The 20015-nt window shown below is 72.8% G+C and carries 16 protein-coding genes; 7 read left to right on the top strand and 9 right to left on the bottom strand.

Annotated elements, in window-relative coordinates; all coding sequences use genetic code 11:
• The first annotated feature begins 125 nt into the window (after positions 1-125).
• The 4 genes from ACZ4IF_RS11945 (at position 126) to ACZ4IF_RS11930 (ending at position 3140) form a co-directional block, all read left to right on the top strand.
• Positions 126-1793, top strand: a complete 1668-nt coding sequence (locus ACZ4IF_RS11945) for an FAD-dependent monooxygenase (protein ID WP_467561844.1) — start codon at positions 126-128, stop codon at positions 1791-1793.
• Between the two features lie 261 nt (positions 1794-2054).
• Positions 2055-2141: a putative leader peptide gene (locus ACZ4IF_RS11940; RefSeq protein WP_324608114.1), complete on the top strand. Its 87-nt coding sequence runs from the start codon at positions 2055-2057 to the stop codon at positions 2139-2141.
• 76 nt (positions 2142-2217) lie between these two features.
• Complete coding sequence (locus ACZ4IF_RS11935; protein WP_359492847.1) at positions 2218-2745, top strand: cupin domain-containing protein; 528 nt, start codon at positions 2218-2220, stop codon at positions 2743-2745.
• Complete coding sequence (locus ACZ4IF_RS11930) at positions 2742-3140, top strand: rhodanese-like domain-containing protein (protein WP_467561842.1); 399 nt, start codon at positions 2742-2744, stop codon at positions 3138-3140. The genes ACZ4IF_RS11935 and ACZ4IF_RS11930 overlap by 4 nt, the downstream gene beginning before the upstream one ends.
• 110 nt (positions 3141-3250) lie before the next feature.
• On the opposite strand, the gene ACZ4IF_RS11925 is transcribed toward ACZ4IF_RS11930, so the two are convergent.
• The 4 genes from ACZ4IF_RS11925 to recA all read right to left on the bottom strand — a co-directional run bounded on the left by ACZ4IF_RS11925 (position 3251) and on the right by recA (position 8641).
• The gene (locus ACZ4IF_RS11925) at positions 3251-5785 is read right to left on the bottom strand and encodes an ABC transporter permease (RefSeq protein WP_467561840.1); all 2535 of its coding nucleotides are present in this window, start codon (positions 5783-5785) and stop codon (positions 3251-3253) included.
• A complete protein-coding gene (locus ACZ4IF_RS11920) occupies positions 5782-6444 on the bottom strand; it encodes an ArsR/SmtB family transcription factor (protein WP_467561838.1) in 663 nt (220 codons plus the stop codon). Before ACZ4IF_RS11920 ends, ACZ4IF_RS11925 begins: the two co-directional genes overlap by 4 nt.
• Before the next feature lie 232 nt (positions 6445-6676).
• Complete coding sequence (recX, locus tag ACZ4IF_RS11915) at positions 6677-7513, bottom strand: recombination regulator RecX (RefSeq protein ID WP_467561836.1); 837 nt, start codon at positions 7511-7513, stop codon at positions 6677-6679.
• Positions 7514-7516: 3 nt separating this feature from the next.
• Positions 7517-8641, bottom strand: coding sequence for a recombinase RecA (recA, locus tag ACZ4IF_RS11910; RefSeq protein WP_345656130.1), 1125 nt, complete (start codon positions 8639-8641; stop codon positions 7517-7519).
• A 415-nt stretch (positions 8642-9056) separates the two neighbouring features.
• On the opposite strand from recA, the gene ACZ4IF_RS11905 reads away from it, so the two are divergent.
• On the top strand, positions 9057-9839 hold the full coding sequence (locus tag ACZ4IF_RS11905; protein ID WP_467561833.1) for a hypothetical protein: 783 nt from the start codon (positions 9057-9059) through the stop codon (positions 9837-9839).
• A 51-nt stretch (positions 9840-9890) separates the two neighbouring features.
• On the opposite strand, the gene ACZ4IF_RS11900 is transcribed toward ACZ4IF_RS11905, so the two are convergent.
• A complete protein-coding gene (locus tag ACZ4IF_RS11900) occupies positions 9891-11108 on the bottom strand; it encodes an AI-2E family transporter (RefSeq protein ID WP_467561831.1) in 1218 nt (405 codons plus the stop codon).
• A gap of 60 nt (positions 11109-11168) precedes the next feature.
• The gene (locus ACZ4IF_RS11895; protein ID WP_467561829.1) at positions 11169-11363 is read right to left on the bottom strand and encodes a DUF3046 domain-containing protein; all 195 of its coding nucleotides are present in this window, start codon (positions 11361-11363) and stop codon (positions 11169-11171) included.
• Between the two features lie 80 nt (positions 11364-11443).
• Between ACZ4IF_RS11895 and ACZ4IF_RS11890 the strand changes: the two genes are divergently transcribed.
• Positions 11444-12388 carry a hypothetical protein gene (locus ACZ4IF_RS11890; RefSeq protein ID WP_467561827.1) on the top strand — a complete coding sequence of 315 codons (945 nt, stop codon included), beginning with the start codon at positions 11444-11446 and terminating at the stop codon, positions 12386-12388.
• Between the two features lie 40 nt (positions 12389-12428).
• Here the strand turns inward: ACZ4IF_RS11890 and ACZ4IF_RS11885 are convergent, their stop codons facing one another.
• The 3 genes from ACZ4IF_RS11885 to ACZ4IF_RS11875 are packed head-to-tail and all read right to left on the bottom strand — an operon-like array spanning position 12429 to position 14343.
• On the bottom strand, positions 12429-12737 hold the full coding sequence (locus ACZ4IF_RS11885; RefSeq protein ID WP_028802349.1) for an AzlD domain-containing protein: 309 nt from the start codon (positions 12735-12737) through the stop codon (positions 12429-12431).
• Positions 12734-13453 carry an AzlC family ABC transporter permease gene (locus tag ACZ4IF_RS11880; RefSeq protein ID WP_359493140.1) on the bottom strand — a complete coding sequence of 240 codons (720 nt, stop codon included), beginning with the start codon at positions 13451-13453 and terminating at the stop codon, positions 12734-12736. The genes ACZ4IF_RS11885 and ACZ4IF_RS11880 overlap by 4 nt, the downstream gene beginning before the upstream one ends.
• Positions 13354-14343 (bottom strand): AraC family transcriptional regulator, encoded by a 990-nt coding sequence (locus ACZ4IF_RS11875; RefSeq protein WP_467561825.1) that lies wholly within the window; start codon positions 14341-14343, stop codon positions 13354-13356. Before ACZ4IF_RS11875 ends, ACZ4IF_RS11880 begins: the two co-directional genes overlap by 100 nt.
• A 250-nt stretch (positions 14344-14593) precedes the next feature.
• Between ACZ4IF_RS11875 and ACZ4IF_RS11870 the strand changes: the two genes are divergently transcribed.
• Positions 14594-19693 (top strand): ATP-dependent helicase, encoded by a 5100-nt coding sequence (locus tag ACZ4IF_RS11870; protein WP_467561823.1) that lies wholly within the window; start codon positions 14594-14596, stop codon positions 19691-19693.
• The last annotated feature ends 322 nt before the right edge of the window (positions 19694-20015 follow it).

Genomic DNA, 20015 nt, shown 5'->3' with positions numbered 1-20015 from the left:
CGTGCGTCCGGCTTGACCAGGTGGCGCACAGTCTGTTGCATACGTTCTGTGATCGTGCACCCCGCTCCAACTGCCTGTTCCCGTACGTCCCTCAGGGCACCGCACCGGGCAGGGGGCGCCGCGTCGTGGACCCGGTGATCATCGTCGGAGCCGGCCCCGTGGGGCTCGCCCTCGCCCTTGCGCTGGCCCGCCAGGAGGTGCCCTGCGTGGTCCTCGACGAGGGGCCGGGCAAGGATGAACAGCGGCTCGCCAGGACGGTCGTGCTGCGCGAGGACACGGTCGCGCTCGTCGAGCGACTGACCGGTTTCCCGCTCTCCGAGCTGGGGTTCCGTTGGGCCGGATGGCGGTCTCTGCGGCGCAAGCAGGTGACACGCGAGATCACGTTCGGCGGCGACGCGCCCGCGGCGGACGACCCGGCCGGGGCACCCGGCGCGGCGTCCCCCCAGGGCGGCGCCGGCGCCGGGACGTACACCGCCCCGCTGCACATCACGCAGCACGCGCTGACCGGCGCCCTGCGCGACGCCATCGGCGACGAACGGCTCATCAAGCTCGCCGTGGACAGCCGCCTCGACGCCATCGAGCAGGAACCCTCGGGTGTCACCGCGCACACCAAGGGCCCCAAGGGCACCTGGTGGCGCGGCAGCTACCTGGTCGGCTGCGACGGCCCCCGCTCCACCGTGCGCAAGCTCCAGGACATCCGGTTCCCGGGACGCACGGCCGTGGAGCGGCACGCGGTCGCGGCACTGCGCACCGAACTCCCCTGGCCCGGCGAGGCGTTGTTGCATCGCACGCCACCGTGGCGGACGTCGAGTCCCTCGGCCGCGGAGGTGACCGCGCGCCCGCTCGCCGACGACCTGTGGCGCCTCGACTGGCTGCTGCCCCCGGGCAAGGACCTGGTGACGCCCGATCTGCTGGTGACCCGTGTCCGGGAGACCCTCGCCGGCTGGAGCGGCGGCCCCACACCCCCGTACGAGCTGCTCGACACCGGAGTCCACACCGTCCATCACCGGCTCGCCCGCCGGTGGCGCGCCGGACGTGTCTTCCTCGCCGGTGATTCCGCGCACCTGCTGGGCGCGCTCGGCACCCAGGGGCTCGACGAGGGCCTGCGCGACGCCGACAACCTCGCCTGGAAGCTGGCGCTCGCCTGGCACCACGGACCGCACGAGTCGCTGCTGGACAGCTATCAGACGGAGCGTCGCGCGGTCGTCGCCGCCCGGCTGCGCGCCGCCGACCAGGCGCTGCCGCTGCTCCGCGGCGGCGGAGGTCTGCGCGCCTACGTTCCCGGGTCCGCCCGCGGACATGACGCACTGCTCACGGACGGTCATCTGGGACGCGGCCCGCTGGGCGCGCCGGCGACGTACGCGGACTCGCCGCTCGCGCCTCCGCGTACCGAGTCGGAGACCCCCGTGGACACCGCTCCGGGCGCGCCCGTCGTCGACGTGCGGGTGACCGCCGAGGACGGCTCGTTCGTGGGGCTGCGCGAGCGACTCGGACGCGGGGTTCTCCTCGTGGTGCTGGTCGCTCCCGGTACGGGCGTGTGGGAACGGAAGCACTGGGTCACGGCGGGGATCATGCCCCGGCTCGCGGCGGCCGTGACCGCGCTCCCCCACCCCGCCGAACTGCTGGTCGCCGAGAACTACCCCGGCGCCGCCGCGCACACCGTGCTCCTGGTCCGCCCGGACGGACACCTGGTCACCGCGCTCGGCGGGGTGCGCCCGGCCGATCTGTACGAGGCGGCGGAGGCCGCGCTCGGCGGCCCCACGAAGACGGAGGCCACCGCGAGCACGGGTTGAGTCCCCCGCCCCGGCACCGACCGAGTCCCCCACGTCCCGCGTCGGCCGTGGAATTCCGGCAGTGCCGGGCTGCGAGTCGGTCTGCCTCAGGTCTGCCTCAGGTCTGCCTCGGTCCGGCACCGACCGTCCGATCGCCTGGCGACCTTCTGCCGCACGGTTTTCGGCGGCGGCACCCAGGGAATCCAGGCCTCCACGATTACCGAGCGTCCACATAGTGACGGTGAGTTGACCGGTCTGCGCCGTCATGGTCTACTCCGGAACGTGACCGACACCCGTGTGCGCCTGTGGCGGAGGGTCCATATGGACCTCGTCCGCTACGCCGGCTGCGTGTGTCGCCCGTCCTGCTGAATTCGCATCCCCCTTCCTTCCGCGCGCCGCGCTCTCACTGCCGCGCGCTCCCACGCGAACCCTCAGGACGGTACGAGTGTCTGTGTCCCCCGCTGTCGACACGCTCCCGCAAACGCCCACGCAGGCCGACCTGCTCGACTTCGTGCGCCGTACGGCCGCCGACACCGAACTGATCGCCTCGCTCCCCCTCGACCCCGAGGGCCGCACCTGGGTGCGTCTCGAAGGGCCGGGCGGCAGTGAGGCCTGGCTCATCGGCTGGCCGCCCGGGACCGGGACCGGCTGGCACGACCACGCCGAATCCGTCGGCGCCTTCCTCACCGCGTCCGGCGAGCTCAAGGAGAACTCCCTCGGCGCCCGCCTCCCCGCGGACGGCTGGAAGACCCTGGAACTGTCCGAGGGCATCGACCGCGAACGGACCCTGCCGGCGGGCAAGGGGCGCTCCTTCGGCCGCCACCATGTCCACGAGGTGCTCAACGAGTCCACCGAGGAGCACGCGATCTCGGTCCACGCCTACTACCCGCCGCTCCCGCAGATCCGCCGCTACAGCCGCACGGGTCCGGTGCTGCGCCTGGAGCACGTCGAGCGTCCGGCGGACTGGCAGTGAGCGGCCCGCGCCCCGTGGGGATCGACGAGTTGCTGGAGCGGGCCCGCGAAGGCCTGGACCGAGTGGAGGCCGCGGAGGCCTACGAGGCCGCGCTGGCCGGCCGGGCACTGCTGGTGGACACCCGGTACGCCGAACTGCGCGAGCGCGACGGCGTCATTCCCGGCGCCCTCGTCGTCGAACGCAACGAACTGGAATGGCGGCTCGACCCGCAGGGGAGTCATCGCGCCCCGCAGGCCACGAGCCACGACCTGCGCGTCGTGGTGATCTGCAACGAGGGGTACGCGTCGAGCCTCGCCGCCGTGTCCCTGCGCCAGTTGGGACTGCACCGGGCCACCGATCTGGTCGGTGGGTTCCAGGCGTGGAAGGCGGCGGGGTTCCCGGTGACCGCCGCGTAGGCCGCACCGCCTGGCGTACCCGCCTGCCTCGGCCTTGGGCGCCCCTCCATGCCGTACGCACCGGTGGGCGCCCCTTGAGGTAAGGGGCGCCCACCCTGACGTACCGCCCCTTACTCCTTGGCGGTGGCCACCGCCACGGGGCGCACCCGCAGCGCGACGCGGCCGGGCAGCGCGGTGGCGACGAGTGCGAGCACTCCGGCGACCGCGACGACCGTCACGTACACCAGCGGCGTGACCGCCGGGGCCGCACTGCCCGTCATACCGACGCTGAAGGCGGTCAGCACGGCGAGCGCGATGGAACTGCCGAGCGCGGTGGCGAGAAGCAGCACCGACAGGGCTTCGGCCCGCAGCATGCGCAGGACCTGGCGTCGGGTCGCCCCGGCGAGGCGGAGCGTCGCGAACTCACGGACCCGCTCGGACACCGACATGGCGAGCGTGTTGACGACGGCGATGGCCGTGAACGCCAGGACCAGGCCCATGGCGAGGTAGTTGACCTCGGCGTTCGCCTGCTGCCGTTCGGCCTGGATCGAGTCGGCGGTCGCGGGGGCGAGAACACGGACCGCCGGGAACTTACGGAGCGTAGTCGCGAGTTGTGTCCATGTACGGTCCGTGCCGACCAGGACGGAGGTGGCGAGCGGGTTGTCGACGTGGCGTGCGACCAGGTCATGGGCGAAGGTGAGGTCCCCGAAGCCGAGTCCCTTCGCGTAGACCGCGGCGACGGTCACGGTGACCGGCGTGCCGTCACCGAGGGTGAGCTTCAGGGTGCTGCCGGGCTTCAAGTGGCGCTGTTGCGCGGCGAGTCCGCTGACGGCGACGGTGTCGTTCCCGAGGTCCTTCAGGGATCCCGCGGTGACGTCCGGGTCCCAGGTGCGGGTGAGACCGGTCGGTGTCACTCCCTGGGCCACGTATTTGTCGAGGCCGACGCGGACGGTCGTGCGGACCACTTCGGTGACGACGTCGTGCCGCGCGCGCAGTGCCCGGGCGGCCTCGGTCGGGACACCGGGTCCCTGTGCGGCGAGCACCCAGTCGGCACGGATTCCTTCGCGGGCCTGGGCGCGGGCCGCGTCGCCGAGGGTCGGCTGGACGAAGAGCACCGTGCAGGTCATGCCGATGAGGAGGGTGAGAGGGGTGACGACGGAGGCCATGCGGGCCGCGTTGCCCCGCAGATTGGCGCGCGCGAGGCGACCACCGGGACCGCTCAGCCGCAGCGGGCCCGCGAGTACGGTCGCGGCGGCCTTGACCAGCAGTGGCCCCAGCAGCGCCACGGCGCAGGCGAGGACCACGACGGCCAGGAAGGTCACGGGAGTCGAGGCGGGCTCGGTGCGCAGCACGCTGAGCACGGCTACCAGGACGACGCCTCCGGCGAGCAGGACGAGGCCGGTGAGGAGGCGTCCCCAGGCCGGGCGGGTGCGCTCGGCGCGGGCTTCGGCGAGTGCTTCGGCCGGACGGATCCGGGCGACCCGGCGCGACGAGACACGGGCGGCGGCCCAGGCGCCGAGGAGCGTGGCGGCCACCGCGGCGAACGGCGGGAAAACACCGGCCGAGTGCTGGAGCGTGGCCGGGACGGCTCCCATGGCGACGAACCGGCTGTGCAGCCAGGCGCCCAGCGGAAGGCCGGCGAGCGCGCCGGTCACCCCGGCGGCCGCCCCGACGATCAGCGCCTCCTTGCCGAGGAGTGCGCGGATCTGGCCCGGTGTGGCGGCGATGGCGCGCAGCAGGGCGAGTTCGCGGTGGCGCTGCTGCACGGAGAGGGCGAAGGTGCCGACGACCACCAGCACGGCCACCAGCAGCGAGGTGCCGCCCATCGCGCCGCCCATGCTGACCAGCTTCGTACGTGCGGCGGCCGCGTCCAGGAACTCGACCGGGCCGCGGGCGTCCCCCGAAGCGACCTGTGCGGTGGTGCCGTGCAGCGCCTCGGTCACCGACCGCTCCAGGGCGGTGGTGCCGGTCCCCTTGGTGGGCAGGACGCCGAAGGCGGTGACGTGTCCGGGGTGTGCGGCCAGGCGCCGCGCCTCGGCGGTGGAGAAGAAGAGCGAGGTCTGATGGCGTACGTTCACGGCGGCCCGGGCGATTCCGGTGATCCGGTAGGTGCGCGGCGACTGCGTCGACTGGACGGTGAGACGGTCGCCGGGCTCCAGGTGGGCGCGCTCGGCGAAACGACGGTCGACGACCAGGTCACTCGCGGCCCGGGGCGCCCTTCCGGCGCTCAGCGTGTAGGGGGTGAGCACCGCGGAGTCCCATGCGTGGCCGTAGGCGGGCCGGCTCTTCTCGACAGCGGCGCCGGACGTCAACGGCTGGGCCAGGAAGGTCAGTTCGGGGACGACACGGCCCACGCCCGGTGCCCGGTGGAGCCGTGCGGCGAGGCTCTCGTCGAGCCAGGCCCGTTCCGCGATCGGCTTGGCCTTGTGTTTGACCTTGGTCTTGCCCTTCTTGTGCTTGACCGTGGTCCGGTGGACGTTCTGGTCGGCGGAGACCACGACGGGGGCTGCGGCATAGCGTTCGGTGCTGATCGTGCCGCGCAGGCCGGTTTCGAGGAGGGTGCCGCACGCGGTGATCAGAGCGGCGGCGCACATCAGGGCGAGGAAGGCTCCGAGGAAGCCGCCCTTGCGGGCCCGGACGGTCTTCAGGGCGTACCGCAGCATCATGAGGGGTCGCTCTCTCTTCTGTTGTGGGGCACCGGGTGGGTCTCGGGAGCGGTGCCGGGGGCCGGGAAGGCGAGAAATCGGGTGAGTACGGTGCGCGCTCCGGGAGGGGTGTCCGCGTCCGGGCGCTTGTAGCGGTTGAGGAGCGCGATGTACTCCTCGAAGAAGGCGCTGAGTTCGGGGAGGGTCAGCCGGATGCTGCCGCGCGAGTACGGGAAGGCGGCCGCCCAGGGGTCTTCGTATCCGTCCGCCCGGAGCTGGGTCAGCTCGAAGAGTTCGAGGTCGGCGGCGTAGGCGTGATGGTTCAGCTCGTCCATGACGAGCCGCATCTCGGGGCTCTGCCGGCTGCGCGGCGGGAAACGGCGGTCTCCGGGCACGGCCCGCCACCAGCGCTGCCTGCCGTGGCCGCGCGGTTCGGAGGACTCCTCCACGAAGCCGTACCGTGCGAGTTCGCGCAGGTGGTAGCTGGTGGATCCGGTGTTGAGTCCCAGCGCCCGGGCGAGCGTGGCGGACGTGGCGGGGCCGTGCAGGGTGAGGTGCTGGAGCATGCGCTGCCGACGGGGCTGCGCGAGCGCCTTGAGCGTGGCGAGGTCGGAGAGCTCGGTGGGTGCGTGCGGCGCCTTCGAGGGGGATTCCGCTCGCGCGCCGGGTTCCTGTGCCATGCGTACACGGTCGTCTGTGCACAGGTGTCTGTGCAGTGCGGCGGCCCGGCGTCTTCGACCGGGGGTTAACCCCACCCCGGCCAACGGGAGTTGAGTCGCTGGAGTCGAGCGTGTGCTGCGGTGTGCCCGGACGGCGAGCGGGCTCTGAACGCGATCGGCGCCCCCGCGCGTCGACCGTGCTCAGAGCCCTCGTACGTCTGCCGGTGTGTGAGCTCTGCCGCTGTGAAGCCGGTCAGTACCCCGCGTCGTCCAGCCCCTCCGTGTCCTCGCCCTCTTCCTCCAGCGCCTGGCGGACCACGCGCAGGGCCATGCCTTCCGGGTAGCCCTTGCGGGCGAGCATGCCCGCGAGCCGGCGCAGCCGCTTGTCGCGGTCGAGACCGCGGGTGGAACGCAGTTTGCGGGCGACCAGTTCCCGCGCGGTCGTCTCCTCCTGCTCGGAGTCGAGCTGTCCGACGGCCTCGTCGATCAGCGTCGAGTCGACGCCCTTGGTCCGCAGTTCCTGCGCGAGCGCCCGTCTGGCCAGCCCCCGGCCGTGGTGCCGGGACTCCACCCAGGCGTCCGCGAAGGCACTGTCATTGATCAGGCCGACCTCTTCGAACCGTGTCAGCACTTCGTCCGCCACGTCGTCCGGGATCTCGCGTTTGCGCAGTGCGTCGGCGAGTTGCTTCCGCGTGCGCGGGGTCCCGGTGAGCAGGCGCAGACAGATTGCCCGCGCCCGCTCAGCCGGGTCCCCTGAAGACTCCCCCTTCTCGGCCCTCGACGAGGCAGGGGCGCCTCCGTCCTGTGGGTCGCCGGACGCCTCGCCGAAACCGCCACGCCTTCGACGCCCTCGGCCACCGCGCGGCCCCCCGTCGGCGCGCCGGCCCCCGCCGCGGCGCGAGCCACCGCCGGGCGAGGCACCGCCCGGCGCATCGCCGTCCGGGTCGCCGTGGAACCCGTCGTGCGCTGCGGTGTCGTACGCGCTGTCACCGTGTCCGGCCGAGCCGCCGTCCCGCCCGTCGTACCCCTGCCCCGGCCCTTCCGGAGCGACGGGGTACGCGAACTCGGCCCAGTCGGTTCGTCGCGTCATGGACTAGCTCTTGGCCGCCGCGGCCTTGGACTTGGTCGCCTTGGCAGCCGGTGCGGGCACCGTCTTCGCGGCCTCGTCCGCGCCGGCGGAGACCGCGGCGTCCGTGCCGGGCTCGGTGGCGGGCTCCTCGGGACGCACGCCGACGCCCAGCTTCTCCTTGATCTTCTTCTCGATCTCGTTGGCGAGGTCGGGGTTGTCCTTGAGGAAGTTGCGGGCGTTCTCCTTGCCCTGGCCGAGCTGGTCGCCCTCGTACGTGTACCAGGCGCCGGCCTTGCGGACGAAGCCGTGCTCCACGCCCATGTCGATCAGGCCGCCCTCGCGGCTGATGCCCTGGCCGTAGAGGATGTCGAACTCGGCCTGCTTGAAGGGCGGCGCGACCTTGTTCTTCACGACCTTGCAGCGGGTGCGGTTGCCGACCGCCTCCGTGCCGTCCTTCAGGGTCTCGATGCGGCGGATGTCGATGCGCACCGATGCGTAGAACTTCAGGGCCCGGCCACCCGTCGTGGTCTCCGGGGAGCCGAACATCACGCCGATCTTCTCGCGGAGCTGGTTGATGAAGATCGCGGTGGTCTTCGACTGGTTGAGCGCGCTGGTGATCTTCCGCAGGGCCTGGCTCATCAGGCGGGCCTGCAGACCCACGTGCGAGTCGCCCATCTCGCCCTCGATCTCCGCGCGCGGCACCAGGGCAGCCACGGAGTCGATGACGATGAGGTCGAGCGCGCCCGAGCGGACCAGCATGTCCACGATCTCCAGGGCCTGCTCGCCGTTGTCCGGCTGGGACAGGATCAGGTTGTCGATGTCGACGCCGAGCTTCTTCGCGTACTCGGGGTCGAGGGCGTGCTCGGCGTCCACGAAGGCCACCTGGCCGCCGGCCTTCTGCGCGTTCGCCACCGCGTGCAGGGTCAGGGTCGTCTTACCGGAGGACTCCGGGCCGTACACCTCGACCACTCGGCCGCGCGGCAGGCCGCCGACACCGAGGGCGACGTCGAGTGCGGTCGACCCGGTGGGGATGACCTCGATGGGCTCATTCGGCCGCTCGCCGAGGCGCATCACGGCGCCCTTGCCGAACTGCCGTTCAATCTGTGCGAGCGCGGCGTCGAGTGCCTTCTCGCGGTCGGTTCCTGCCATGGGTTCCACCCGGTTTGCTTGAGTCGATCGCTTCACGTCAAAGACGCTAACGCCTGCCACTGACAATGCGCCCCGACGCCCGTCCGGCCTGTGGATAACTCGGGCACATCTCCATCAAAACCCTGTCGAAATGCCCGCCGAGAGCCTCGCTGGAGCCTCCATAAGAATGGATGTTCGATTTTCGTGTCAAGCGCACCACGCGCATCTCCGAGAGTACGGCGGCGCTCCGACAACGCCCCGGCCCTCCACCGGACGACGCCCGGTCCTCCGCCCGCCGGACACGGATCGTCCGGGCCCGGCGGGCGGTCGCTCCCGCGCCGCGCCCACCCGGCGGCCGGGCTACTCCCCCGGGCGTACGGGCGGGGCCTTCGGGGGTACGACGACGCGACGGGGCACGGTCGCCAGGCTGTGAGCCATGGAGACCACCACCACGTCCCGGCCGCCGGCACCGGTGAGGACCACGCCCCGCCCGGCCGAGCGGCTCTGCTACGCGACGGGCGCGCTGCTCGTCCTGACGGGATGCGCGCACCTGGCGGTCTTCGCCGTCGACGGCGGCCCCTGGGACGGTCCCGTCTCCTGGCGCAAGCCCGTCACCTTCGGACTTTCCTTCGGGCTGACACTGATCGCGATCACCTGGGTCACGTCCTACCTGCGCGTCGGCGACCGGCTGCGCACGGCGCTGCTGGTCGTGTTCGCCGCGGACTGCGTGGTGGAGGTCGGCGGGATCACGCTTCAGGCGTGGCGCCGGGTGCCCTCGCACCTCGACATGGAGACCGGCTTCGACACGGCGGTCTCCATGACGCTCGCCGTGGGCGGCGGGGTGCTCGTCGTCCTGCTCACCGTGTTCGCCGTCGCCTCGTTCCGCGGCCGGCCCACGGGCCCGGCGGGCATGCCGCTCGCGCTCCGTGCCGGGTTCGCGATCCTGATCGTCGCCCTGCTGTCGGGCGCCGCGATGATCGCGCGAGGGGTCGTCCTCACCCGGACCGGCCACCAGGAGGCCGCGTACCACTCGACGGCCCCGCTCAAGCCGCTGCACGGGGTGAGCCTGCACGCCGTGCTGGTGCTGCCCGCGCTGGCCCGGCTGCTCTCCCGCACCGCCTGGAGCGGCGCGACCCGGCAGCGGATCATGTACGCGGCGGTCGGCTGCTACACGGCCGCCGTCGTCGGCGCCGGCGTGTGGGCGGTGCTCACCTGGTGAACGGCCGGGCGCCCGCCCGCGCGGGCGCCCCCGTGAACGGCCCGGCGCACGTCAGCGGCTGAACAGGCCCCGCACCCGCCCGAGGAAGGTGCTCGAACTCCGCGTCCGGTGCCCGTGCACCCGGGGGTCGTCCGTGACGTCGTACCGCTTCACATAGGCCCCGAGGAACGCCTGGAGCGTGGCGACGGCCGGGATGGCGATCAGCGCGCCGACGGCGCCGAGGAGCGCGGTGCCCGCGATGACCGACCCGAAGGCGACCGCGGGATGGATGTCCACGGTCTTGGCCGTCAGCTTGGGCTGGAGCACGTAGTTCTCGAACTGCTGGTAGACCACGACGAAGATGAGCACCCACAGCGCGTACCAGGGGTTGATCGTGAAAGCGATCAACATGGGCAGGGCGCCCGCGAGATAGGTGCCGATGGTGGGGATGAACTGCGACACCAGGCCCACCCACACGCCGAGCACGGGCGCGTAGGGCACGCCCAGGGCCTGCAGCAGGATGTAGTGGGCGATGCCCGAGACGAGCGCCATCAGGCCGCGCGAGTACAGATAGCCGCCGGTCTTGTCGACCGCGATCTCCCAGGCACGGAGCACCTCGGCCTGCCGGGCCGGCGGCAGCACCGAGCAGAGCGCCCGGCGCAGGCGCGGCCCGTCGGCGGCGAAGTAGAACGAGAACAACGCGATCGTCAGCAGTTGGAAGAGGCCGCCCAGCACCTGCGCGGACACGTCGAGGACGCCGGTGGCACTGTTCTGCACGTACTTCCGCAGCCAGTCGGAGTGGAGCAGGCTGTCCTGGATGTCCACCCGTCTCAGGTCGGTGTGGAAGTGCGTGTTGATCCAGTTGATGACCGAGTCGAGGTACTCGGGGAAGCCCTCGACCATCTTGATGATCTGGCCCGCGAGCATCGAGCCGAGCAGCGTGATGAACCCGGCTATCACGATCATCGACCCGATGAAGACGAGGAAGGTGGCCAGCCCCCGGCGCATGCCGTGCGAGGCCATCCAGCTCACCGCGGGTTCGATGGCGAGCGCCAGGAAGAACGCGATGAGGATGTTGATCAACAGGCCCGTGAGCTGGTGGAAGGCCCAACTGCCCAGCTGAAAGACGGCGATGAGGGCGAGAGCGAGCACCATGGCACGCGGCAGCCAGCGCGGCATGCGTCCGCCGCGCGCGCCGACGTCTCCGCCCGGGGGCGGGTCGGGCGGCGTCGTGCCGAACGGTGATGATGCCTGCGGGGCGACCTGCGCGGTCTCGTCTGTCGGGGCCACCCAGCAAGTCTCGCCCACGCCACCGACAAGCGGGACCCGGCCTCGGATCTTCGTGACCGGTCAGCGGCTTTCGTGCGGAATGTTCATGGTCGCGCACACCACACGCCACACATCCTTGGCTTCCCAGCCCGCGTCCAGCGCCTCGTGCACGGTACGCCCGCCGAGTTCCGTCATCACATGATCGCGCGCGAAAGTGTCGGCGTACCCCGCACCGAAGTGATCCGCCATCCGCTGCCAGAAGACCGTCAACCGCATGACTCCAGTATCCCGCCCCTGAGAGTGGGCCGGAGCCGGGACCGCTTGCCGAGACCGCTTTCCGCCCTACGGTCTGTCGCATGGCCGATACAGGAGCATCCCCACTCCCCCCGACGCCCCCGGCGCACTCCCCGCTCTCGCGCGCCGAGCACTTCGTCTGGCTCACCGCGCGCGTGCTGGAGCAGCGCCGTTTCGCGTACCACTTCCTCCGCGGCGACGCCGACGCGGTGGAGACCGCGCTGGCCGCCTACCGCAATGAGGACGAGGGGTACGGTCACGCGCTCGAACCCGATCTGCGCGGTCCGGTCAGCCAGCCGCTGCACACCGGTCACGCACTGCGCGTCCTCGACTCCGTCGGGCGCTGCGGCGGACAGCGCGTGGAACGCGTGTGCCGCTACCTGACCTCCGTGTCCACGGCGGACGGCGCCCTGCCTGCGATCCATCCGAGCCAGCGCGGCTATCCGACGGCCCCCTTCGTGCCGATCGTCGACGACCCGCCCAGCGAACTCCTCGCCACAGGCCCCGTGGTCGGCCTGCTGCACCGCAACGAGGTATGGCACGCCTGGCTGTTCCGGGCCACCGACTTCTGCTGGCACGCGGTCGACTCCCTGGACACGTCGCATCCCTACGAGATCGAGGCGGCCGTCGCCTTCCTGGACTCCGCGCCCGACCGCTCCCGCGCCAAGGCCACCGCCGACCGGCTGGGCCGGATGGTGCGCGAGCACCGGCTCGCGGCGCTGGACCCCGAACGCCTGGAGGCGTTTCCGGTCGCGTCCGGATACGCGCCGGGCGAGCACCACTTCCCGCACGACTACGCGAAGACTCCCGAATCGCTCGCGCGCGCGTGGTTCACCGACGAGGAGATGTCGCGCTCCCTGGATCACCTGGCAAACGAGCAGGAGGCGGACGGAGGGTGGCCGGTCCGCTGGCGTCAGTGGGCGCCGGGCACGGCCCTGGAGTGCCGCCCCATGGTGACCATCGAGGCGTTGCGCACACTGCGCGCGTACGGCCGGTCCATCGGCTGACGGCCGGGGCGGCCGGCGGACGGCTGCCGCGAGGGGGCCGTCAGCCGGTGAGCGCCCGCACACCCGCGGTCACCACGACGGCGGCACCGACCACGAGCAGGAAGGGCGCCCGCAGGACCAGTGCGACGGCAGCGGCGGCGAGCCCCGCGGCCTTCGCGTCGATGACGAGGACCCGTCCGTCGGCGAAGGTCTGCTGGGCGGTGAGCGCCGCGAGGAGGGCGACGGGCAGCAGGGCGGAGAGGCGCTGCACGAGCGGGCGTTCCAGCACTCCGGCCGGGACCAGCAGCCCGATGAGCTTGACGGCGTAGCAGCCCACGGCGGTGGCGCCGATGGCGATCCAGATGTTCAACGTTCTTCCCTCGGTCCGTCGTCGGCGGTCTTCGTCCCGCGGCGCCCCTGCAGCCAGAGAGCCACCGGCGCGGCCAGCGCGGCCACCAGGACGGGCACTCCGGCGGGCAGCACGGGCAGCAGGCCCAGTCCCAGCAGGACCGCGGCTCCGGCGACCGCGCGCTCCGTGCCGGTCCTCAGCATCGGCGCGAGCAGGGCCAGGAAGACGGCGGGTCCGGCGGCGTCCAGCCCCCAGGCGTCGGTGTCGCCGATGGCCTCGGCCCCGACGGCACCGAGCAGCGTGGTCAGGTTCCACAGCACGTAGAGGGTGAGTCCGGTGACGGTGAAGCCGATGCGGACACTGCGCCGGGTGGGCTGGGCGAGCGCGACCGCCGTGGTCTCGTCGATGACCCACTGGGCGGCGAAGGGACGCACCGCGCGCGGGAGGGCCAGCAACTGCGACAGACGCAGTCCGTAGAAGGCGTTGCGGACCCCGAGGAAGAAGGCGCCCGCGGCGGCCGTGAGCGGGTTGCCCCCGGCCGCGAGCGCGCCCACCAGCGCGAACTGCGAGGCCCCGGTGAACACCAGGAGACTGAGCGCGCAGGTCTGCAGCAGTGTGAGCCCGCTGCCCGCCGAGGTCACCCCGAAGGCGAAACCGGACAGTCCGACGGCGACCCCGACTCCCAGGGCGTCCCGGACGACGGCGGCGTCGGGTTTTCCGCGTCCTTCACTGCGTATGTCTGCGAGAGCTGTCTGTTCTGCCACACCCCGGACGGTACGGCCAGGCGTCCGTGATGGTCTTGTACGTTCTTGCGCTCGCGCTGGTAGGCGCCCGGTGGCACGCCCACGATCCGGCTGAAGTGCCGGTTCAGGTGCGGCTGGTCCGTGAAGCCGACGGCGACCGCCGCTTCCGCGGGCGCGGAACCGGCGTCCAGCAGGTGCCGCGCCCGGCGTATCCGGGCGTCGGTCAGCCAGGTGTGGGGAGGCATGCCGTAGGCGTCCCGGAACGCGCGCAGCAGGGCGAACGGGCTGGTCCCGAGGTCGGCGGCGAGCCGCTCCAAGGTGGGGGGCTCGGCCATGCGCTCCTCCAGCACGGCACGCGCGCGTGCCGCGGTGCGGGCGCTCGCGGAGCGCACGGACCGCTGGGGCAGCGGCCCGCCGTTCAGGCGCAGCAGCCGGGTCACCGCTACGCGCAGCATGGTGTCGGCGGCGAGCGCGTTGCCCTCCTCAGCGGCCCGTAGGACCTGGTGGACCAGGCCCACCGTGTACGGGTCGTCGAGCACCGGGGCGACGAATCCGGGGGTACCGCGGATGGACGTGGTCTCGGCGGCGATCTCGGCGACCAGCTCCGGCGACGGATACACCGCCCCGTACCGCCAGCCCTCGGGTACGCCGGCGCGGCCGGTGTGCGGGGTGTCCGGGTTGACGAGGGCGAGGGAACCGGGACCCGCGTACTGGTCGGCGCCGCCGTGGTGGAAGACCTCCACGCCGTCGGCGATGGCGGCGATGACGAAGTTCTCGTGGGTGTGCCGCACGAAGATCTTTTCCACGTAGCGTGCGCGGAGCAGGTCGACGCCGGGCAGTTCCGCGTACCGCCAGTGCCGTGCCCGTTCCGCCGAGGTCGCCATGCCCCCCATTCTCTGTCAGCGCCGGCGGCCGGATCGCGGGCTCAGCGGCCGCCGCCGGGCCACGCGGCCTCCGGGGAGCGACGGAACCGCCCCGCCACCCGCGCCCCGACATCACCGCCACCTCCCGGCCTCCCGGCCTCCCGGCCTCCCGATCTCCCGGCTCCCGATCTCCCGGCTCCCCGGCTCCCGATCTCGACGATCATTTCCGCAGGTCAGGCACATTGTCAGTGGCCGGGTGCAGGATGGACGCATGGTCAGCTCCGCACACCGAGCCCTCGACGGCTTCTCCCCCGCGACCCGCGGCTGGTTCACGGGGGCCTTTTCCGCGCCCACCGCGGCCCAGGCCGGGGCGTGGGCAGCCATCGGCGAGGGTTCGGACGTCCTCGTCGTGGCCCCCACGGGCTCCGGCAAGACGCTGGCCGCCTTTCTCGCCGCGCTCGACCAGCTGGCCTCCACCCCGCCCCCGGCCGACCCGCGCAAGCGCTGCCGGGTGCTGTACGTGTCTCCGCTGAAGGCCCTCGCGGTCGACGTGGAGCGCAATCTGCGCAGCCCTCTCACCGGCATCAGGCAGGAGTCGGTACGGCTCGGGCTGCCCGAACCCGAGGTCAAGGTGGGCATCCGCTCCGGGGACACCCCCGCGGCCGAGCGGCGCGCGCTGGCCACACGTCCGCCGGACATCCTGATCACGACTCCCGAGTCGCTGTTCCTGATGCTGACGTCGGCCACGCGCGACGCGCTGACGGGCATCGAGACGGTGATCCTCGACGAGGTGCACGCGGTGGCGGGCACCAAGCGCGGTGCCCATCTCGCGCTCACCCTGGAGCGCCTCGACGAGCTGCTCCCGAAGCCCGCCCGCCGGATCGGCCTCTCGGCCACGGTGCGCCCGGTGGACGAAGTGGCCCGCTTCCTCTCGCCCCGCCGCAAGGTGGAGATCGTCCAGCCGCGGTCCGGCAAGGAGTTCGATCTCTCCGTGGTCGTCCCGGTGGAGGACTTGGGCGAGCTGGGCGCCTCCCCCGCCGCCGACGGCGATGAGGGCGCCGAGAAGCCCTCCATCTGGCCGCACGTCGAGGAGCGGATCGCCGACCTCGTCCAGTCCCACCGCTCGACGATCGTGTTCGCCAACTCCCGCCGCCTGGCGGAGCGCCTGTGCAACCGGCTCAACGAGATCGCGTACGAGAGGGCCACCGGGGAACCGCTCGAAGAAGCGCATGCACCGGCCCAGTTGATGGGCGGTTCGGGAGCCGCGCAGGGTGCCCCGCCCGTCATCGCCCGTGCCCACCACGGCTCCGTCTCCAAGGAGCAGCGGGCCCTCGTCGAGGAGGACCTGAAGGCCGGTCGCCTGCCGGCCGTGGTCGCCACCTCCAGCCTGGAGCTGGGCATCGACATGGGTGCGGTCGACCTCGTCGTCCAGGTGGAGTCGCCGCCGTCCGTGGCCTCCGGCCTGCAGCGCGTCGGGCGCGCCGGTCACCAGGTGGGCGCGGTCTCCACCGGTGTGGTGTTCCCCAAGTACCGGGGCGACCTGGTCCAGGCGGCCGTCGTCACCGAGCGGATGCGCACCGGTTCCATCGAGTCCCTCCGGGTGCCCGCCAATCCCCTGGACGTGCTGGCGCAGCAGCTCGTCGCCATGACCGCGCTCGACACCTGGCAGGTCGACGACCTGCTCGCCATGGTCCGCCGGGCGGCACCTTTCGCCTCGCTCCCGGAATCCGCCTTCACCGCGGTGCTCGACATGCTCGCGGGCCGCTATCCCTCCGACGCCTTCGCGGAACTCAGGCCCCGCGTGGTGTGGGACCGCGTCGCCGGCACGGTCACCGGACGGCCCGGCGCCCAGCGCCTCGCCGTCACCTCCGGAGGCACGATCCCCGACCGGGGGCTCTTCGGCGTCTTCCTCGCGGGGTCCGACCCCAAGAAGGGCGGCGGCCGGGTCGGCGAGCTCGACGAGGAGATGGTCTACGAGTCCCGCGTCGGCGATGTCTTCACGCTCGGCACCAGCTCGTGGCGCATCGAGGACATCACGCGCGACCGCGTACTGGTGTCGCCGGCCCCGGGCGTCCCGGGCAGGCTCCCCTTCTGGAAGGGCGACCAGCTCGGTCGTCCCCTCGAACTGGGCCGCGCGGTCGGCGCGTTCCTGCGCGAGGTGGGCTCGCTCTCCAAGGAGGACGCGCGGCTCCGGCTGCTCGCCGCCGGTCTGGACGCCTGGGCCGCGGACAATGTGCTGTCGTACCTGGCCGAACAGCGCGAGGCGTGCGGTCACGTGCCCGACGACCGGACCATCGTCGTCGAGCGGTTCCGCGACGAGCTGGGCGACTGGCGCGTCGTCGTGCACTCGCCGTTCGGGGCCCAGGTCCACGCCCCCTGGGCGCTCGCGCTGGGCGCCAAGCTCTCCGAGCGGTACGGCATGGACGCCCAGGTGATGCACGCCGACGACGGCATCGTGCTGCGGCTGCCCGACGCCGACCTGATGGGCCTGGACCTGCTGGACCAGACCCCGACGAAGGCGGGCACGGAGTACGACGCGGAGCAGGCGCCCGTGGGAGCGGCGGACGTCGCCTTCGACAAGGGCGAGGTCGACCAGATCGTCACCGACCAGGTGGGCGGCTCCGCGCTGTTCGCGTCGCGCTTCCGCGAGTGCGCCGCCCGCGCGCTGCTGCTGCCGCGCCGCAATCCCGGCAAGCGCACGCCGCTGTGGCAGCAGCGCCAGCGCGCCGCCCAGCTCCTCGAAGTGGCGAGCGAGTACGGGTCGTTCCCGATCGTCCTCGAAGCGGTCCGCGAGTGCCTCCAGGACGTCTTCGACGTGCCGGGCCTCACGGAACTGATGGGCGACATCGAGTCCCGCAAGGTGCGACTCGTCGAGGTCACCACGCCCGAGCCCTCCCCCTTCGCCCGTTCCCTGCTCTTCGGGTACGTCGCGCAGTTCCTGTACGAGGGGGACTCCCCCCTGGCCGAGCGGCGCGCCGCGGCCCTGTCGCTGGACTCGCGGCTGCTGGCCGAGCTCCTCGGCCAGGCCGAGCTGCGCGAGCTCCTCGACGCCGACGTCCTGGCCGAGTTGGAGCGTGAACTCCAGTGGCTGACGGAGGACCGCCGCGTCAAGGACGCGGAAGGTGTCGCCGACCTGCTGCGTCTGCTGGGTCCGCTCACGGACGGCGAGCTGGCGGAGCGCGGCGCCGAACCGCAGTGGGCCCACGAGTTGACCGCCGCCCGCCGCGCGATCCGGGTGCGGATCGCCGGGGCGGACCACTGGGCCGCCATCGAGGACGCGGGCCGGCTGCGCGACGCACTCGGCACGGCGCTTCCCGTCGGGGTCCCGGAAGCCTTCACCGAACCGGTCAAGGATCCGCTCGGCGACCTGCTCGCCCGGTACGCACGCACCCACGGCCCGTTCACCTCCACGACGGCCGCGGCCCACTTCGGTCTCGGCACGGCCGTCACGGACGGCGCGTTGCAGCGGCTCGCGGCGAGCGGGCGTGTGGTGCAGGGGGAGTTCCATCCGGCGGGCATCGGCCAGGAGTGGTGCGACGCGGCGGTGTTGCGCAGGCTGCGGCGGCGCTCCCTCGCGGCCCTTCGTCACGAGCTGGAGCCGGTGCCGCCCGCCGCGCTCGCCCAGTTCCTGCCGCAGTGGCAGCACGTGGGCCATGGGCACGGGTTGCGTGGCGTCGACGGACTGGTGCGCGCCGTCGAGCAGTTGCAGGGCGCGTCCGTGCCCGCGTCCGCGTTGGAGAAGCTCGTCCTGCCCTCCCGAGTCGGGGGTTACGCCCCCGCGATGCTCGACGAACTCACCGCCGCCGGAGAGGTGGTGTGGGCCGGGGCCGGGTCGCTGCCGGGGAAGGACGGGTGGGTGTCGGTGTATCTGGCCGACGCCGCCCCGCTGCTCCTGCCGGCCCCGCACCCGCTGGAGCTGACGGCGCTCCACCAGTCGGTGCTGGACTCCTTGTCCGGGGGGTACGGCCTCTTCTTCCGCCAGATCGCCGACCAGGTGCGCGCCACCACACACCCCGATGCCACCGACCCCCAGCTGGCCGACACGATCTGGGACCTGGCCTGGTCCGGGCGCCTGACGAACGACACGCTCGCGCCGATGCGCTCCGTCCTGGGTTCCGGCCGCACCGCGGGGTCCACGGCACACCGCGCCAAGCGCTCCGTCCCGCGCGGGCGTTACGGCTCACTGACCGGCGGGGCGCGTCCTCAGTCCCGGACCGGTCCGCCGACGGTGGCGGGCCGTTGGTCGCTGCTCCCCGAGCGCGAGCCGGATGCCACGGTGCGCGCTCATGCCCTGGCCCGCACCCTGCTCGACCGGCACGGCGTGGTGACGCGGGGTGCCGTCGCCGCGGAAGGGGTCGAGGGCGGCTTCTCGGCGGTGTACCGCATCCTGTCCGCGTTCGAGGACAGCGGCCAGGCCCGGCGCGGCTATGTGGTCGAGGGGCTCGGCGCGGCTCAGTTCGCGATGGACGGCGCGGTGGACCGCCTGCGCGCGGCGGCGAACGCCCGGGACCGGGGCCAGGCCCTGTCCGCCCAGGGCATGTCGGACGGATTCCCGGGCTTCCCGGACAGACTCCCGGCCGTCCCCGCCTTCCCCGGCGATCTCGGCTCCGCGAACACCGCCGCGTTCCCCGGCGACCGTGGTTCCGCGCGCAGGTCGGACGAGGGGGACGCGCTGGACGCGTTCGGCAAGTCGCATGGTTTCGGGCCGACCGAAGGCTCCGGCTTCCCGGACGCCCCCGGATCCGGGGGCGCCCTCGGCTTCCCGGACTTCCCCGACGACCACGGCACCGACGGCGCCGGCCTCGGCCCCGACGGCGATCACACGTACTCTGCCGACTCCGCGTTCTCGGCAGGTCCCCCGTTCCCGGCCCGCTCCGGCGGCCCTTACAGTTCCGCCCGCCCCCCGTCGGGCTACGGCGACGGCAATGGCCGTCCGGGCGGCCCGGGCTTCGGGAGCGGCCGCTCCCGCGCCCGAGCGGCGGCCCCGGCGGTGGTGCTGGCGGCCGCCGACCCGGCCAATGCGTACGGCGCGGCGCTGTCCTGGCCCGAGCCCCCGACCGGTGCGGGACACAAGCCGGGCCGCAAGGCGGGTTCGCTCGTGGTCCTCGTCGACGGCGAGCTGGCCCTCTACATGGAGCGAGGCGGCAAGACCCTGCTGGCCTGGCCCTCGGACCCGGACGTATCGGTCATGGAGGACGCCCGGCTGCTCAGTGCCGCCGAAGCGCTCGCCGGTGCCGCCCGCGCGGGCTCCCTCGGCACGGTGACGGTCGAGCGGGTCAACGGCGCCTCCGCGCTCACCTCCCCGTTCGGCACCCTCCTGGAAGGAGCGGGCTTCATCGCGACCCCCCGCGGACTGCGCCTGCGCGCCTGAGCCGGCCCGCCGGCACCTCACCGATGCCACCGGCCCGAGCCGCCTACCGACAGCACGCGCCACGCGCCACCGGCCCGAGCCGCCTACCGACACCCCGGCACGCGCCACGCGCCACCGGCCCGAGCCACCTACCGACACCCCAGCGCCAACCCCCACCACCCACCGGCACTCCAGCACACGCCACCAGCCCGCACCGGCCACCGACACCCCGCCACGCGCCACCAGCCCGAGCCACACGCACACCCACACACCCGCACACTCACACCCCGCACGTGCTGCGCCCCACACCCCCGCGACTGCACCCCACATCCACCACCCCCCG

The organism is Streptomyces sp. NPDC025784 (assembly GCF_055558435.1).
The sequence above is the reverse complement of the archived record's forward strand: the minus strand, read 5'-3'. Positions and strand labels throughout refer to the sequence as shown.